This is a genomic window from Mycobacterium sp. NPDC048908, from assembly GCF_043197955.1.
GTDB lineage: Bacteria > Actinomycetota > Actinomycetes > Mycobacteriales > Mycobacteriaceae > Mycobacterium.
This window is the reverse complement of record NZ_JBICUE010000024.1, coordinates 60,501-75,919: the sequence shown is the minus strand read 5'-3', so window position 1 is coordinate 75,919 and position 15,419 is coordinate 60,501. Positions and strand designations below refer to the sequence as shown.

The window sequence follows — 15,419 nt, the reverse complement described above, 5'->3', positions numbered from 1 at the left end:
ACCAACGGGCTGTCGCCGAACACCGCCTCCAGTTTCGCGACCGTGACGAACTCGCCCTGCGACAGTTTGAGCACGTTGTTGCGGCGGTCGACATACTCCAGCCGGTCGGGTCCCAGCTCGGCGACGATGTCGCCGGTGCGGTAGTAGCCGTCGGCGTCGAACACCTCGGCGGTGATCTCGGGCCGCTTGTAATAGCCGGGGAACATCGTCTCGGACTTGACCAGCAACTCACCCCGCGGATAGGGGCGATCGGTGCTGAAGTACCCCAGATCCGGCACATCGACCAGCTTGTAGTCGATCACCGGCGGGCGCTGCACCTGACCGTCGACGAACACCGCACCCGCTTCGGTGGAGCCGTATCCATCTGTCAGATGCAGATCGAGCAACGACTCGACGAACACCTTCATGTCATCCGAGATGGGAGCCGATCCGGTCAATGCCGAAACGAACCGTCCGCCAAGAAGATTCTCGCGTAGATCGGCGAGGACGTCGGCCTCGATGGTCCCCTTGTCGCCGCCTTCGGCAGCGCGTCGGTCGACCTCGCTCTGGTAGTGCTGGTACACCATGTCCCAAATTCTCGGGACGAAGCTCAGCTGGGTCGGGCGGGTCAAAGCCAGATCCTCGAAGAGCGTCGAAAGATCGCTTTTCGCAACGAAATACGCGGTGCCGCCGGCACCCAGCGTGGCGTAGAGGATGCCCCGGCCCATCATGTGGCTCATCGGCATGAAGTTCAAGGTGATCGACGGAGTCACACCTTTGTTGCCCCACATCGCCGTGCTGGACCGGCGCCACGAGGTCTTGACCGCACTGGCCAGGTACATAGCGCCCTTGGGCGTGCCGGTGCTGCCGGAGGTGTAGATCAGCAGCGCCAAGTTGGAGTCGTCGCCGGAGTCGAAGGGCGGCGGGACCGTCACCGCACTGCCGCGGGCGATCACGTCAGTCAAAGTCTCGATGACGACCGGGCTTTGGGCCAGTCGCGCGGTTGCCGCTTCCAAGGCCTCGCGGTGGTCATCGTCCTCGGCGTGGTAATCGAACACCACCAGCCGCTCGGGTAGATGACCGGTCAGCATGACCTCCACGGCGTCGTCGAGGAAATCGACACTCGACGCGATCGCCACCGGCTCCGTCTCGGCGGCGATGGGCCGCAACTGGGCAACCGGTGCACTCGTCTGAAGCGGCACCGAGACAGCGCCGAGGCGCAGCAGCGCCATGTCCAGCGTGGTGTAGTCGACGCTCGTGAAGCCGAGGATCGCCACGCGGTCGCCGGGCTGAACGAAGCTGTGTGTCAGCGCGGTGGCGACGGCATCGACGCGGTCGGACAACTCGCGATAGGTGATCGTCTCGAAGCGGGGGAGCAGCGACGCCGACGTCCGGCCAGTGGACGGGTCGGTTACGAACTCGACGGCGCGCTGCCCCAGCGCTGGCCGGTCGGCGTAACCGTCCAGCACCGTCCGGACGATCTGTGGCAGCCGCACATCGGCCACTTCAATGGCATGGGCGACGGACTCACTTGGTCGAGCGTCGGCGAACTGCTGGTCAGTGGCATACAAATCGGAGATGCGGCGTTCGAGCCGTTCCTCCTGGGTAACAGTCGACATCAGTAATCCTCAGCAAATCGCGGGAAGGGGTGGCGCAACGTCGCGCCTAGGGGGAAAGACGTTAGCGAAACTAACATTATTCCGCTGTCGGCTGTCAGTTCGCTGTGAACGGTGTGACAGCTGTCACCCGGGGCAGCCACCGCTCCGGATCTGCCGACGTTATTGACGGTTATGCAGGCGCAGCCGGGGGTATCCGCGGGAAAGACATGAGGAGGAGAGCCATGACTGACACCCGCGTTCGGCCCCGCGGCGGGCGGATGACAATGCCCCGCAGCCGTGGTGCGATGAGCGGATTCCTGTTGATCTTGTTGGGCGCGTCGGGTTCGCTCATCCCGTTTGTCGGCCCGTATTTCAACTTCGCGTTCGCGCCGGACCAGGAGTGGTTCTGGACGACGCAACGTGGCTGGCTGGAAGTCCTGCCCGGTGTGGTGACGGCGCTCGGCGGTCTGCTGCTGCTGGTCTCAGGCAATCGCGCAACGGCGATGTTGGGTGGTTGGCTGACCGTGCTCGCCGGCGCGTGGTTTGTCGTTGGCCGCGCGCTGGCCGGGCCGCTGAGCATCGGCGATGTCGGCGCTCCGGTGGCGAATACCGAAACCAAGCGGGTCTGGCTCGAGTTGACGTACTTCTACGGCCTCGGGGCGCTGATCATCTTCTTGGGTGCTCTTGCACTGGGGCGGTTGTCGGTTCGCAGCGCCCGCGATATCGCGTACGCGCAGCGCGACGTCGCCGCGTATGACGAACGGCCGGTCGCCAATTACAGCGATGCCACTGCGGCACAGCCTGCGCCGTCCGACGAGGTGACGCAGATCCAGCCGACAGGCACTGCGACGGCCGAACGGCCGCGGACGGGCACGGCCACTGCGGAACGGCCGCGCCGCGGATGGCGCGACATGTTCTCCGGTGGGCGCCGCCGAGCGGTCCATCACTAGTCGCACGAAACAGAAATTCCCGGTCGCTGTGCCCCGATGAGCGACCGGGAATTTTGTGTGGACTAACCGGACGCCAGGCCAGCTCTTCGTCACTGACATCGTCGAGGCGACATCGCAGTCTCAGGTTGAGCTGCAGAAGAACTGAAGGTCATGCTGCGAGGCGGCCAGCTTGGGTGCCATCCATGTGTCGTCATCGGCCAGCGCATTGAACGGGTTCTGTTCCTCAGCGATGAACGCCCGCCACCGATAGTGGTCGTAGGCGGCCATGATGTTGACCGCGTACGCCTCGGCCAGCGCCCGGTCACCCCTGATAACGATGAAGTTCTCGTCGTTACCGGTGGACGCGGACTGCGAGAAGTTGTGGCTTCCCGTCACCACAGTGGCGTTTGGCGAGAACGGATCGACGACAAGCACTTTGCTGTGAATGATGGCGTGGCCGATATTGGCGAGGAATTGCTTGTGGGTGACCTCGGCGGCGAAGTTGGCGAACGGGTGCGCCACACCCTCGGGCTGGATGATGTCCAGCGTGGTGTCCTGCTGCTGTGCCCCGTTGATCAGGTCGACTTTGACCGCCGACTCGTTGCCAGGTCCGTGCGGAAGTTCTGAAACCACCCCGCGCACATACAATCCCGGTTCTCCGACGCGCGCCATCACATCAGCGAGCACGCCGTTGCCACCGGGCATGAACATCAGGAACAAGATGCCCTGCTTGGCCGACTTCACCACATCGGCCAATGCCGCCAGGTCCACCTTGCCGCTGGTTCGGCTGTACCACACTGTGGCTGCCGGAGCGTCGGGCGCCGGCGGCGCAGGTATGTGCGCGGTGCTGTTGGCGCTGACCAAGGCTTTGGGGAAGCCGTTGGTCGCGTCGCGCAGCCGGTGCCACTGATCGAGGTACGTCTGGGCGATTGAAGCGTCCTTGATCAGCAGGCCGTTGTTGAGCTGGGTGCATAATCCGGTCGGCGTCCAATTGGTGCTGCCGGTCCAGGCGATCACCGGCTCGCCGGATCTGTCCGTACGCACCATGAACTTGTTGTGGCCCAATGCCCCTGGCGAGATGAACCGGTCGTTCGCGGCGACGTCGACGTTGGCAGCCAGCAGTTTGGCGCGGGCGTCGTTGTTTTCGTCGCGGGTGCGGGCCTGTGCGGAGGTTTCGCCCTTGTGCGGGGTGATCGAGCCGTTGGCTAGCACGACGTGGGCGTTGGGGCCCAGGGTGCACAGCGCGTCGACGAGTTCGTTGTCGGCCAGTTCGAATAGCGCCGCATAGATTTGGGCTTCGTCGTTGATGGCGATCTTCAGTTCGTTGAGCAGCGCCAGCCGCAGGTCGCCCGACAGGAAGCTGCGGATCGCCTGCTCGTCTTCGTCTTGGATGCCGTCCTTGAATTCGCGTGGTGTCAGCTTCTTCTTCGCGAGATAGCGCGACATGAACTGTGAGATCACGAATCCGCGATTGAAGAATGGGGCGAACCTGCTGTCGGAGGGCGTGCCTAGGGTGCGTTCTGGGCTCCAGGCGCTGGCGTGATCGGTCAGCTGCACCAGTCCACCGCTGGCGTCGCGCACGACCGGAATGACTTGGTACGAGACGGTATCGCCGGTGTTGGCGGCGTGGTCGGTCCAAGAAAACCGTTGAAACGGCCACTGTGTCGAGGGCTGGGCGTGCACCGCCGCGCCGGGGGTGGGGGGAGCATCAGCGGAGAAACCGACGCGATTGCATAGGAACTTCTCGGTTTTCTTGCCGGTCGGGTCTGTCATGCGTCGCGCGATCGCGAACCCTCGGCATCCGGGGATCGCCGCCGCTACCGTCCAGAACAGCAAGGCGTCGTCCTCGTCGGCGTAGACCTGCAGTGTGGTGGTCATGGTGTGTGCCTTTCTGTTTCGCCGGGTCCGCAGCACGTTTGTTGTGCACTGCACCTCCCCACCCGACTGCTGAACCGAAAGCTAGGCGCCACGGTGGCGGCTGCCACGAGTAGTCGGCTACTCGACTCGATTTCGGCCTTCACAGGTTGCGTACGGGCTGCGCGAATGTGGTGCAGCAGTGGGACGTGCCATCGCACTCGCCCGTAGGAGCTGCAGAACACCGGCTCGCCGACGTCGGGGGGGCGGGCCCATTTGCGCAAGGCTTCCAACGTGGTGCGCAGCCTGTGCGCCCCGGCCGCGACGGCTGCGTCGACGGCCAGCAGCAGCTCGTTGGGGTGCGGGTAATACGGTGACAAGCACCGGACGTGGTGTTCGTTGTCGCCTGCAGCGCCGACCGCGGTCTCGATCATCGAGCCCACCGCCTCGTAGCACGGTAGGTGCGTCAGCCTGGCGACGGCCAGCAGCGCGGCCACGTTGGCGTTGACGGTACAGTCGACCACGTTGTAGCCGAAATCGTCGGCCAGCCATGTCCAAAACACCCCGGGACGTACCCACGAGGCCGGCATATCGACTCCCGCCGCGACGCGATGGGGAAACAACCGGCGTAGCACGGTGGCGCGCAGCGCCGCGGTGTCGAGGCGGCCGTGACGAGCAAGCTCGAGGGAGATGACCGCGGTGTCGTCGGCGTCGGCCGGGTAGACCGGCACATGGGCTGGTCGCGCCGTGTCGGTCCAGAACCGGTATGCCCCAGGATGATCGGGATCTTCGCAGCCCGCGAGGAAGTCCAGGGCCCGCCCAGCAGCTTCGCGCAGCCGCGCATCGGCGGTATGCGGGCCCAGAGCCCTGAGCACCTGTGCGGTGACGAAGCCGTTCTCGTCGTCGCGTGCTGCGCCGTCTTCGACCATCGTTGACGCGAAGGCGCCGCTGGCGTTCTGGGCTGTGACGATCTCATTGACGAGTTCGTCCGTCAGGGCCACGGTGGTGCCATCCCGACGGTCAGGGCGGCGGGCGCGTCGCCGGCGACCGTGAACGCGACCACGCTGTGGTGTGTCGGCGCGCTGTGCACGTCTGCCAGCGGTGCGCTGAGCACCCGGTAGGCGGTGGCGTCCCAGTTCAGCTGCGAACCCACCCGCAGCAACGCCGCACGGGTGGCGGCGTCGTCACCGAAGACATCGATGGCGTAGGCGAACACGCTGATGGCGACGGCGCCGTAGCCGGGCGTGGTGGCGACGCTGACGCCGAACGGGTGCGACGGCAGGTGCGGGCGCATCGTGCGCCGGTAGACCGTCTCCATCACCGCGAGCAGGTCGCGCTGACGCTCACCGAGCCCGCTTCGGTGCAGCAGCACACCGGTGTCGGCGACGTCGAGGCCGTCGAGGCGGAAATACAGTTCGGTGAGGCCGGTTTGGATCTCGTGGCCCACCCCTTCGAGTCGCGATCGGCGGTGTGCCAGCAGGTGCGGGCAACCCAGCTGGTTGACCAGAAATGTGGTGGTGTCGATGCCAGGTGGGACGTCGGCGTAGAGCTTGTAGCGCGATCGGGTGCCGTCGTGGCGTCCGCCGATCCAGGCGCCCCACTGTGGTTGGCCCGCCTGCTGTAGCGCGGCGAGTTCGTCGGCCAACGCGGGGGGAATCGTTGCGCCCGCGGAGAGTTCGGCCAGCAGTGTCAGGGCGCGCGGCAGCCGGGACCGCGTGTCGACCTCGGGACCGGCTACCTCGGCGGTGTACCGCAGCGCCGGATCGGCGGTGCTGAAGGAGAATTCGACCGGGTTGCCCGAGGCGGTCAGGCGGCTGAATCGCCAGGCCACCTGCGGCCATTGCGATGCCCGCAGTGGCTCAAGGATGCGCGCGAGCGCGGGGCGGGCCGTTGCCACGGCGTCCGGCGCGACGCCGGCCAGCATACTCAGGGCGTGCTGGGCGGGGTCAGCCGCCGTTTGCGCTGCTGATGGTGGGGCTAGCGGCAGTCGTGCCATGGTGCCAGGAAGTCTTCGGTCACTCGGTTCTCCTGACCGAGCAGCGTGGGAGTTTGGGTCAGGTTGTGGGACTGCACGGTGGTGCGCAGTTGATCGACCAGGTCGGTGTAGGTGATGGAGAAGTTCGTGGCGTTGACGATGTCCAGTAGGCCCTGGGTCAACGCGCCGTGACCGCCGGTTTCGATGTCGACCTCGTCGTAGCGGCACGCCGCCAACACGGTCGACTTCGACTGGGGGACAAGGCTTTTGTTGTCATCGACGCTGCACACCACTCCGTTGCCGTTGCCTTTGACCAGGCTGACATTGTTGTTCATCACGGTGGAGTCCGCCGGCAGGCACACCCCGCACGGGATGACGGTGGTCATGTTGGCCACCATCGCGTCGACCTGTTCCTGGGTGAAATCGATGGTGCGGGTGCGCGAATCGGGCGCCGATTCGTGAAATCCGCCGGAGTAGCACGCGTCGAGAATGACGGTGAAGTTCACCGTCGAGGGCTCAAGTTGGGAAGCGAGGTCGCTCAACTCCCAGTCGGTGATCCAGTCACCGGAGGCCGGGATGATCGCCTCGTAGTACTTCGAGGTGGTCGGATTGGCCGGGTCGGCCGCCAGTCGGGCGCCGTGCCCGGCGTAGAAGAAGCACGCCACGTCGCCGGCTTCACCGGTGGTCAGGATGTAGCGCAGCGCCTGCAGGATGGTGGTGCGGTCGGCGGCGGCGTCGGTGTAGTAGTAGGTCTGGCTGGGGTCGAAACCGAACGCGTCGACCAGCAGGTGATAGGCGCTGGCGGCGTCATTGACGCAACCGGCGAGATTGCTTTTGCCGTCGGGGAACTGGGTGGTGTAGTCGTTGACGCCAACGACCACGGCTCGCTTGGTCATGGTTAGGCTCCTTTCTTGACCGCGATGAGCGTGTCTTCGGTGTCGATGAAGGCTCCACGTTCTTCGTCGCCGTGTGCGCCTTCGAACGTCAGCCGGTAGCGGAACCCGATCTTCTTCGGGTCACGGATCGAGATGTGTTTGGAGACTGGCACGTTGGCATCGGCACCGAACTGCAGCCGGAACTGTCGGTGGTAGTGGTTGTCGGCGTCGGAGTAGTCGAAGTCGCAGAACGCGAACCGCACCTGCGCTGGGTCGAACAGCGGCACGAACGTCAGATCCAGCGACCCGGCGAATGGGTTGGTGACCGCCACCGTGGTGGCCGACGTGGTCACGGGGTCGGTCGTGATGGCGGTCCCGTCGGACAGGTGGTGAACGCAGTGGTAGGTGTACTGCGGTGCCGGGTCGCTTTGCAGCCGAAGCTTCCAGTGCTGCGGCTCTTTTCCGGCGATCACTGTCACCACGTCAGCGCGGCTGTAGCCGGCCGGTCCGTTGTAGGACAGGTGTACGTCGGTGGCGGTGACTATGTCGGTGTCGATGCCGTCGGCGGCGATGGTGACGTCGAGAAAGGCGAAGTCGTCGAACGGGTTGATGAACAACGTTCGGTTCTCGGTCTGCTTGGTGGCGCTGCGGTAGCTGTACTGCTGCGCCTTCCAGGGCGATTGCGGATCGAAGTGGTATTCGATGCTGTAGCGGTAGGCGGTGTCGAGCTTACCGTCGAGGAAGACTTGCCACTGCTGGTCTTGGTGATGCTCGGCGTCGAAGAGATAGTCCTGGTGTTTGAGGTGTTGGGGGTCACCTTGGGGGTCCCCGTAGTCGAGGGTGACGTGCGCGCTGGTCAGTCCGATGGCGGCGTAGTCGATCGGGGCCTGCACGGTGACGGTGAAGACCCGGAAGAACGGGTCGTCGAGGTCGACCTCGCGGAAGTGCCTGCCGCCCTTGGTCGTGTCGAGGTCGCCGGCGAGCAGGCCGAAGAACCCCTGCGGTGCGTAGATGCGCTGGGTGGCCTCGGAGCGGTGATACTCGAGCGTCAGCGTCTTCAGCTCGTCCTGGTTGATGTACTTCAGCTTGAAGGACACCTGTGGCAATGCCTTCGATGCTCCCATGTTGGCAAGCGGCGCAAGCGCGTTGGCGGTGCTGGCCGGGTTGAACCCCAGACCGGATCCGGCAGCGGGCGGTCGGCCCGCGGGTTGGACGGGCGCGCCGGTGTTGGCGGTGGGAGATTTGGTCAGCGCGGCCGGCAGGCTCGGGTGCCCGGGTGGGGCGAGCGGTGCCGGGACAGGCGGCGGTGCGGCTGGTGTGGGCGCGCCGATCGGCGATGGAATGGCCGGATGTACCGGTGCCACGGGCATAGGAGTCGCGGGTTGCCCCGAACCAGCTGTCGGCGAGGGAGTTTGAGGTTTGATCGGGTTGATGGCCGGCGACGCGGCGACGGGTGGGACCGCGGGCGCGACGGTCGCAGGCGGTCGCACGCTGTTGCCGCGCACCGCGGCGTCCAAGCCGGCTGCGCCCAGCGCGCCGCCGCCCTCGAGCTGGCCGGGCATCAGGGTGGGCTCAAACCATTGGCTGATCAGCGTCTGCTTGAAGAAGTCCATCGCCCACTGCTCCTTGGTGTCCAGCTCAGCCGCCCCGGTGTAGTTGGTGACTTCGATCTTGATGGCGCCGTCTTGGCGCAGCTTCTCGAATCCGGCTTCCAGGCCGGCGGAGACGAAGTACACCCCGGCGCTCAGCCCGGCCGAGAACTGGTTGAAGATGCGCTTGTAGTCGGCGGTGATCTTGACGTCCAGTGCTGGCCGCATGCCGGTGAACTTCAGGTTGTAGATCACCCCGATAGGGGCCATGCCGTCGGTGAAGGCCTCCTCGAGAAGTGTGGCGCCCTCCTGGCTCAGTGTCAGGCTGAATGCAGCGGCGTTATCTCCGAAAAGTGCGGGGGCGCAAGCACCCAAGATTGATTCCACGGCGACGAACTGCCCGGGGGTGTTGGCGGCGACCGCGCCGCCGCCGCCCTGCAGGTTCATCGCGATGCACGCCACGCTGCCCTCGTCGAACTGCACCGCTGAGAGCTTCGGCTCCCCAGGCGCCAGGGCGGCGACCTTGGCCAGGATGCGGTCTTCGAGATGGGAGTCGGGCTGCAGGTCGACGGTGAACATCAAGAAGCCGCCGCCCTTGGCGCCGTTCGCGACCGCGGCGGGCCGAAACTTCAGGAACGTGAAATCGGCGTCGTGGGTCTGCGGGTCCCGCGCGAGCGCCACCGGAGCCGGTAGGTACCAGAATTGGTTGGGGTCGCTGTGGTCGGAGAAGACCTGCACGCCGTCGACGGTGATGGATTTGCTTCCCAGCAGCAGCATGTCAATCTCCTCAGTTCACGGGTAGCGACAGGTCGTCGGCGGTCGACGTCTGGGCGTCGATGGTGCGGCTCAGCCCGTTGTCGTAGTGGTATTTGGCGCTGAAGGTGTAGGCCGACCGGGCACCGTCGACGAAGTCGTATTCGAACTGACCCAGATCGTTGGCGGATCTGAAGGTGAACCTGTCGGCGGCGCTGATGCCGGCTTGGGCGTCGGTGAACGAGAGGTTTACGTCGATGGACGTCAGTCCCGCAGCGGCAAAGTCGGCGCCGTCGGTGTGTACGGCCACGGTGCGGTGGCCCCTCATCGCCGTGCGCAGCGTGACGCGCGGTAGCGACGTCGCCGACGGCGGGACGTCGACCTCGTTGCCGTCTTTGAACAGGATGGACACCGCGTACCTGATGGGCAGGTGACGCGCGCCGGGCGGCAGCTTGACCGAAAACTGCGCGGTGTCAGGCTTTTTCGCGGTGAACTCGTACGACTGCGCCTTGCTGACGTTGTGCTGTGGGTCGTCATAGGACACGTCGGCGAAGGCACGGTCGACGGTGTTCCAGTCGAACAGCGGCACGATGGACAGATCGACGCGGTCGGGGAACGGGTTGACGACGTTGATCTGCTCGTCGTCCGTGTCGGTGGCCGCGCTGGTGAACACCCGGTTGTCGGTGCCGGTGTAGGTGATCTGGTAGTGCAGCCGGGTTTTCCCGGGGTCGAGCACGAACATCGGCCAGTGGGCCAGCGGCGCTTGCCCGGTCAGGGTGTAGCGCTGGCGCTGGTGAAGGCCGTTGGCGTCGTCGGTGTAGCTGACGTCGACGTCGATGGTGGGCCAGTCGGCCAGCACCGGCGCCTCGGCTCGGATCGGTACGTCGACGATGGTGTAGAGGTCCTCGCGCGGAACGATTTCGAGAGTCTGGTCGACGGTGGTCTTCGGCCAGCCGGGCCGGCCCACCGTGGACAGATGCATGGGCCGCTGGCTGGTGTCGACGTTGGCGAAGGTGACTTCGTAGTCGTAGCTGACGGGCCACTGGAAGGTGCCACCGCTGACCGCGCCCTGCCAGGTCATCTCGGCGCTGGGGTGGGCGGCGTCGAGTATCACGTCGCTGGGGTCCTGGCCATAGCGGGCCGACACGTGCACCGAGGTGAGTTGGTCGGCGCTCATGTCCGCGCGCGAGAGGGCAGTCAGCTTGCGCTGCTTGAAGAAGGGGTCGTCCAGGTCGACGCTCATCGTGTACTTCGACGGGTCACCGGCCAGCACGGCGGCGATGCCGCTGAGGTGCCCCTGTGGGTGGATGCTCCGCCGCACCGCGGTGCGTTCGCGCATGTTGACGTTGAGTGACTTGCGGTCGATGCGGGTCAAGTCGACCTCTTTCTTGCAGAAGGTCAGCAAGCTGCTGACACCGCCGGTGGTGGCGTAGCGGCCGATCTGGTTGCCGAAGTCGGCGGCGCGGTCCCAGCCGTCCTTGGCTTCCTTGGTCGGCTCCAGCGACGGTTTGAAGAACGCGTCGGTGAACATCTCCTTGACTTCGTTCTCCGCGCGGGCGAAGTCTGCGACCACCGAGCCAGGGTCGTCGCCGTCGGCGACGAAGAGGTCGGCCTGCAGATCGATGGCCTTCTGTTCGCGCAGATCGCTGACCGCCTTGTCGATCTCAGTGGACACGAACAGCCCGTCGACGCCTGTCATCTTGTCGACGTAGTGAAAGACTCTGTCCCAGTCGACATTCAGCTTGACCTGGAACGCGGGACGCAGTGCCACGTAGTCCAAGTCGTAGATCACGCCGATCGGGGTCATGGCGCCGCGCAGCGCCTCTTCGAGCACGGTGACGCCGTACTGGCTCAGCTGCGCGGAGAACACCGCCTGGTTGTCGCCGTAAAGGGAGGGCTTGGTGGCCTGCAGGATGGTCTCGACGAACCGGATGCCCGGGCTGGCATCGGCGGGCTGGCCGCCGGCCGCGGGCGGGCCTCCGGCACCCGGCGGGGGCGGTGTCTGTTTGCCGAGCAGGATAAACCGCACCGTGCCGTCGATCAGCGGCACCGGCGACAGCCGTGGCTTGTCGTCAAGTCCGGCGGCGCCCTTGAGCTTTCCCGCCACGGTGTCCAAAGCGGGCTGATCGATGCCGATGTTGACGTCGAAATTCAAGAATCCGCCGTTGCCGGCTGAGCCACGGTACTTCAACAACGACAGCTGGATTTCGCCGGTTCCGGGGTTGGTGGAGAACCGCGGATACAGCGGCATGAAGTACCACTGCAGCGGGTCTTGGTGGTCCGGCAGCAGGCTGACGCCGTCGATGTAGTAGTAAGGCGGATTGAGGTAAAGCATTGGTGTGCCTTCCCTTTCGCTGTCTTTCGTGGTTTACACGTGGGCGCCCGCGAGTGACGGGTCGATGACGAATCCGCCGTCGCCGCCGGTCTGCTGCGGGATCTGCAGCGTCGACGGCGGTGTGGTCGCCATGTACAGCGTCGCCGTCCAGGTGAACGTGTTGGCGTGCGGATCGGCCAGGTGGCAGTCAAAGGTCTGCGGCGTCGCGTCTTTGCGCAGCACCCACGAGTAGGACTGGTCGATGTCGTGCGCCGGATCGTGGTAGTGGGCGTCGACTTTGACGAGCTTGACCTGCGTCCAATCGATCAGATCGGTGACCGGCAGCAGATGAAGGAACGTGTCGTCGCTGCCGATCTTGATGGTGCGCACGCCGGCGGCCAGCGTGGTGGAGGCGATGTCCTCGGACGTGCCGTCCTTGTATTTGATGGTGCCCGAGTAGGACACCAGGCCGGCGGCGAGGTCGACCACGGGGAACGACCAGTCGGCGAACGGGTGGTCTTTGGTCAGCGCCAACGACTTCTGCAGCGAATAGGTGTTTTTCGTGTCGGCATAGTTGAGGTCTAGGAAGACGGTGTCGATGAGCGTGTCGAAGTTCGACAGCACCCGCACGTTGATGGTTTCGGTGTTGGTGAACGGACCGTCGATGAACAGTTGGCCGTTGAGCCCGGTGCGCGGGCCGATCGAGTACTGCGGCCCGTCGGCGGTGATGTATTTGACGCGGTAAGTGAACGGTTTGATGGTGGGGGTGAAAACCACCTTCTGGTAGTTGATTTGGTGGTGGTCCTTATCGAGCACCAGCACCTCGTCGAACGGATCGACGACGCCGGGGTCCTCGTAGTGCAGCTTGACCTCGACGCCGGGGATCTTGGTGAAGTCGATGGCACCACTGGCCTGGGCGGTGGTGTCGAAAATGCCCAGTTCGCCGACGGTGATCGTCAGCTCTTCGCTGTCGGTTTCGATCGGGCCCTGTGTGAAGGTGCGGGCCTCGTTACGGTAGTTGACCACATAGGAGTACTTGTACTTCTTGTAGCCGTTGTTGTCGCTGGTGTAGGACCGGAAGTGCCAGACGTCGTCGGGCTTGGAGAAGTGGTAGGAGTTTCCGGTGTTCTTTCCGTATTCGACTGTCACGTCCACGCTGTGGATGGGCAGGTGATCCCAGTCCACGTCGACGCGCACGGCCACGTCAATCGATTTGTAGAACGGGTCGTCGGCAGGGTCGATCTCGGTGGCGTAGTCGCTCCACTTCACACCGGGGATTGTGGTGATGTTCGGGAGCGTGCCCTGTGGGTTGAATGGCCAGTCGATGGACTGGTTCTCGTGGAAGGTGTAGTCGAAGTTCTCGGTCTTCTCGATGTGGTAGTTGCGGTCGATGTCCTGGTCGCCGGTGCCGCGGTCAGCGGGGGCGATGTCGCCGATCGGGTTGCCGGTGATCATCGAGTCGAGGAATTTGTAGAGGTGGCCCATCACCTCGCTTTGCAGATCGGCCGGGGTGCCGGGCGGAAAGTCGGCGGTGATGGTCTCCGCGCCAGAGGTATGCCAGGCTTCGGTGATGTCGTTGATCTGCTTGTCGTCGCCATCCCAATGCTTACCGCTGACGTAGTGCTGCACGAAGTCGTAGGCCTTCGAGGCGTCATAGTGCGCGGTGGCGTTGACCGGGCATCCGACGGCTGCGATCAGCTCGTAGCACACCTGCACGAACCCGCCCTGGCCCTGCAGCGCCGACTCGAAAATGCTTGCGCCCTCAGGGGTTAACTCGAGGAAGAACGGGGTGACGTTCTTACCGTACAGCGAGGGATGCGCTGGGTTGACCACACTTTCGACCAGCACATCATCTTTCGTCAGATTCAGGCTGGCGGTGCCCTTGGTCCACAGCGGCGATCCCACCTCCACTTTCGGACCGTCGCCGCCGTAGGCCGCGTTGACCTGAGCCTGTTTGGCTTTGACGACTTTCTTCATGTCGTCGTCGCTGACGGCGAACTGAACATCGAAGGAGACGAGCGCCCCGCCCTTCTTGCCGTCCGGGCGGTCAAGCGGCAGCCGATATTTGATGAAGCGAAACACCGGCTTGTTGTGCTGGTCGAGCCGGAAGGTGGGTTGGCTGCTCAAGACGTAGAACTTCCATGGATATTGGTCATCGCCGTAGATCGATACGCCCGGCACGCTGGCGTCGTCTACTGAGGAGACATTGAGCATCGCTTCACCTCGTTTGATAGGTCGGCGCTCAGTGAGCCGACAAGGGTTGACAGATGGTGGTGTTAGTCATTGCCGGCCTGACGGGGGAACCGACAGCACGCGGATGTGCCGGCTAGCTCCGCCAGGGAACCAGTCGGCGATGTCCGCGCGGCGGGTCAATGGCGTGCTGGCGTCATAACTGCCGCATGCCTCGCGGTGCAGCGTCGCGGTGGCCGGAGCGCCCCGGGTGGCCATGGTGTGCAAGTCGAGGACGGCATCGTCGATGAGCTCCTCGCGCAGCGGTGCCCATACGGCCTCACCGACGGCGTCGGGACCTTGCCGGGTCAGCGTGAGATGTCCTGCGGCAAGCGCCTGTTCGATGAGCTCGCGGGCCTGCTCGTCAGACAGCGGTGGAGCGGCCATTGCGAGCTCGGCGCTCACGTTGCCGGCCAACGTGACGCTGACGGGGATGGCGCGATCGAGCGTGGCGTGGTATTCGACGAACAGCCGGCCGGGCGCGCCGCCCAGGGCGCTGGTGACCAACGCGGTGTGCGCATCGTCGAGCACGGCGGTGAACACGGCCGGGAATGCGCCGAAGCCAGCGGTTTTCGAGGTGGCGATCTGTTCGGACGGCTGCCCGTCGGCACCCAGCATCAGCACGGCAGCATCGACGTGCAGAGGGGCCACGGCCACGGTGATCTGCGGGCCGCCCGGGTCACGGCCGCGAGTGTCGGCAGCCGCTTGCACCGCGGCGATGTCTGCTGGGCTTAGTCCCCACTGGGTGCCCAGCTGTAGTCGGTTGTGCGCCGGGATGACCCACAAACTCAGGGTGGGTGCGCCGGCGGCGTCGCGTTCGGGGGTCGGTGTACCGGGAACGCAGTAGCAGGTGTGCGGCTCGGCCGGGTCGAGGTAGCAGTGAATGTCACCGACGTCGAATTCGGCAGTCTGCCAAGCACTCGCCGCCCCGCGCCCCATTCGTGTCATCGCCGCCCCCCGCAGCTGTGCGGCGTGTTTGCCGCGCCGGCGAGCCGTGTGGATCACCGGCTCGGTAGCACGAAGGTATGGCCGCGCGCAGATGCGCACATGAGTACTCGACTACTCGAATCCGGCGCTGTGCTACGCAGCGCGACGGTTCTCAACGCGCGGCATGGACACAAGCCCAAGAGCCGCAGATGTTTTCACACCGCGCCGGTGACCGGGGTGCTGCGTCGGGCGTGCTCGCGGGTGCCGACGTGCGCGCGCTGCAGGGCTTCGGGCAAGTCGAGTAGTGCACTACTCGCGCCGCGTAGCGTGGCGGCGCCAACACTGTCGGTCATGGGGGATTACACAGCCCGGGGGCAGCAGCTCAGCGCCGCAATGG

The 15,419-nt window shown here is 65.0% G+C and carries 11 protein-coding genes; 1 reads left to right on the top strand and 10 read right to left on the bottom strand.

Annotated elements, in window-relative coordinates; translation table 11 throughout:
- Window positions 1-1,598 (bottom strand): AMP-binding protein (locus tag ACGFK1_RS31695; RefSeq protein ID WP_393439351.1); only part of this gene is annotated, 1,598 nt, incomplete at its 3' end.
- Between the two features lie 221 nt (window positions 1,599-1,819).
- On the opposite strand from ACGFK1_RS31695, the gene ACGFK1_RS31690 reads away from it, so the two are divergent.
- Complete coding sequence (locus ACGFK1_RS31690; protein ID WP_393439348.1) at window positions 1,820-2,527, top strand: hypothetical protein; 708 nt, start codon at window positions 1,820-1,822, stop codon at window positions 2,525-2,527.
- Between the two features lie 120 nt (window positions 2,528-2,647).
- Here ACGFK1_RS31690 and ACGFK1_RS31685 read toward each other — a convergent pair whose 3' ends face one another.
- The 9 genes from ACGFK1_RS31685 to ACGFK1_RS31645 all read right to left on the bottom strand — a co-directional run bounded on the left by ACGFK1_RS31685 (window position 2,648) and on the right by ACGFK1_RS31645 (window position 15,375).
- Window positions 2,648-4,384 carry a phospholipase D-like domain-containing protein gene (locus ACGFK1_RS31685; RefSeq protein ID WP_393439345.1) on the bottom strand — a complete coding sequence of 579 codons (1,737 nt, stop codon included), beginning with the start codon at window positions 4,382-4,384 and terminating at the stop codon, window positions 2,648-2,650.
- Window positions 4,381-5,361, bottom strand: coding sequence for a hypothetical protein (locus tag ACGFK1_RS31680; protein WP_393439342.1), 981 nt, complete (start codon window positions 5,359-5,361; stop codon window positions 4,381-4,383). The genes ACGFK1_RS31685 and ACGFK1_RS31680 overlap by 4 nt, the downstream gene beginning before the upstream one ends.
- On the bottom strand, window positions 5,352-6,284 hold the full coding sequence (locus tag ACGFK1_RS31675; RefSeq protein ID WP_393439340.1) for a hypothetical protein: 933 nt from the start codon (window positions 6,282-6,284) through the stop codon (window positions 5,352-5,354). Before ACGFK1_RS31675 ends, ACGFK1_RS31680 begins: the two co-directional genes overlap by 10 nt.
- A 53-nt stretch (window positions 6,285-6,337) precedes the next feature.
- On the bottom strand, window positions 6,338-7,231 hold the full coding sequence (locus ACGFK1_RS31670; RefSeq protein WP_393439337.1) for a caspase domain-containing protein: 894 nt from the start codon (window positions 7,229-7,231) through the stop codon (window positions 6,338-6,340).
- 2 nt (window positions 7,232-7,233) lie between these two features.
- Window positions 7,234-9,576, bottom strand: coding sequence for a hypothetical protein (locus ACGFK1_RS31665; RefSeq protein ID WP_393439334.1), 2,343 nt, complete (start codon window positions 9,574-9,576; stop codon window positions 7,234-7,236).
- Window positions 9,577-9,586: 10 nt separating this feature from the next.
- Complete coding sequence (locus ACGFK1_RS31660; protein ID WP_393439332.1) at window positions 9,587-11,887, bottom strand: hypothetical protein; 2,301 nt, start codon at window positions 11,885-11,887, stop codon at window positions 9,587-9,589.
- Between the two features lie 33 nt (window positions 11,888-11,920).
- Window positions 11,921-14,080: a hypothetical protein gene (locus ACGFK1_RS31655; RefSeq protein ID WP_393439329.1), complete on the bottom strand. Its 2,160-nt coding sequence runs from the start codon at window positions 14,078-14,080 to the stop codon at window positions 11,921-11,923.
- A 66-nt stretch (window positions 14,081-14,146) separates the two neighbouring features.
- Window positions 14,147-15,043: a hypothetical protein gene (locus tag ACGFK1_RS31650; protein WP_393439326.1), complete on the bottom strand. Its 897-nt coding sequence runs from the start codon at window positions 15,041-15,043 to the stop codon at window positions 14,147-14,149.
- A gap of 194 nt (window positions 15,044-15,237) precedes the next feature.
- The gene (locus ACGFK1_RS31645; RefSeq protein ID WP_393439324.1) at window positions 15,238-15,375 is read right to left on the bottom strand and encodes a hypothetical protein; all 138 of its coding nucleotides are present in this window, start codon (window positions 15,373-15,375) and stop codon (window positions 15,238-15,240) included.
- Between the last annotated feature and the right edge of the window lie 44 nt (window positions 15,376-15,419).

Bases quoted from the DNA above. Each gene is read 5' to 3' on its own strand.
- ACGFK1_RS31690 (WP_393439348.1), top strand. From the start codon at position 1,820: ATGACTGACACCCGCGTTCGGCCCCGCGGCGGGCGGATGACAATGCCC.
- ACGFK1_RS31685 (WP_393439345.1), bottom strand. From the start codon at position 4,384: ATGACCACCACACTGCAGGTCTACGCCGACGAGGACGACGCCTTGCTG.
- ACGFK1_RS31675 (WP_393439340.1), bottom strand. From the start codon at position 6,284: ATGCTGGCCGGCGTCGCGCCGGACGCCGTGGCAACGGCCCGCCCCGCG.
- ACGFK1_RS31670 (WP_393439337.1), bottom strand. From the start codon at position 7,231: ATGACCAAGCGAGCCGTGGTCGTTGGCGTCAACGACTACACCACCCAG.
- ACGFK1_RS31665 (WP_393439334.1), bottom strand. From the start codon at position 9,576: ATGCTGCTGCTGGGAAGCAAATCCATCACCGTCGACGGCGTGCAGGTC.
- ACGFK1_RS31660 (WP_393439332.1), bottom strand. From the start codon at position 11,887: ATGCTTTACCTCAATCCGCCTTACTACTACATCGACGGCGTCAGCCTG.
- ACGFK1_RS31655 (WP_393439329.1), bottom strand. From the start codon at position 14,080: ATGCTCAATGTCTCCTCAGTAGACGACGCCAGCGTGCCGGGCGTATCG.
- ACGFK1_RS31650 (WP_393439326.1), bottom strand. From the start codon at position 15,043: ATGACACGAATGGGGCGCGGGGCGGCGAGTGCTTGGCAGACTGCCGAA.
- ACGFK1_RS31645 (WP_393439324.1), bottom strand. From the start codon at position 15,375: ATGACCGACAGTGTTGGCGCCGCCACGCTACGCGGCGCGAGTAGTGCA.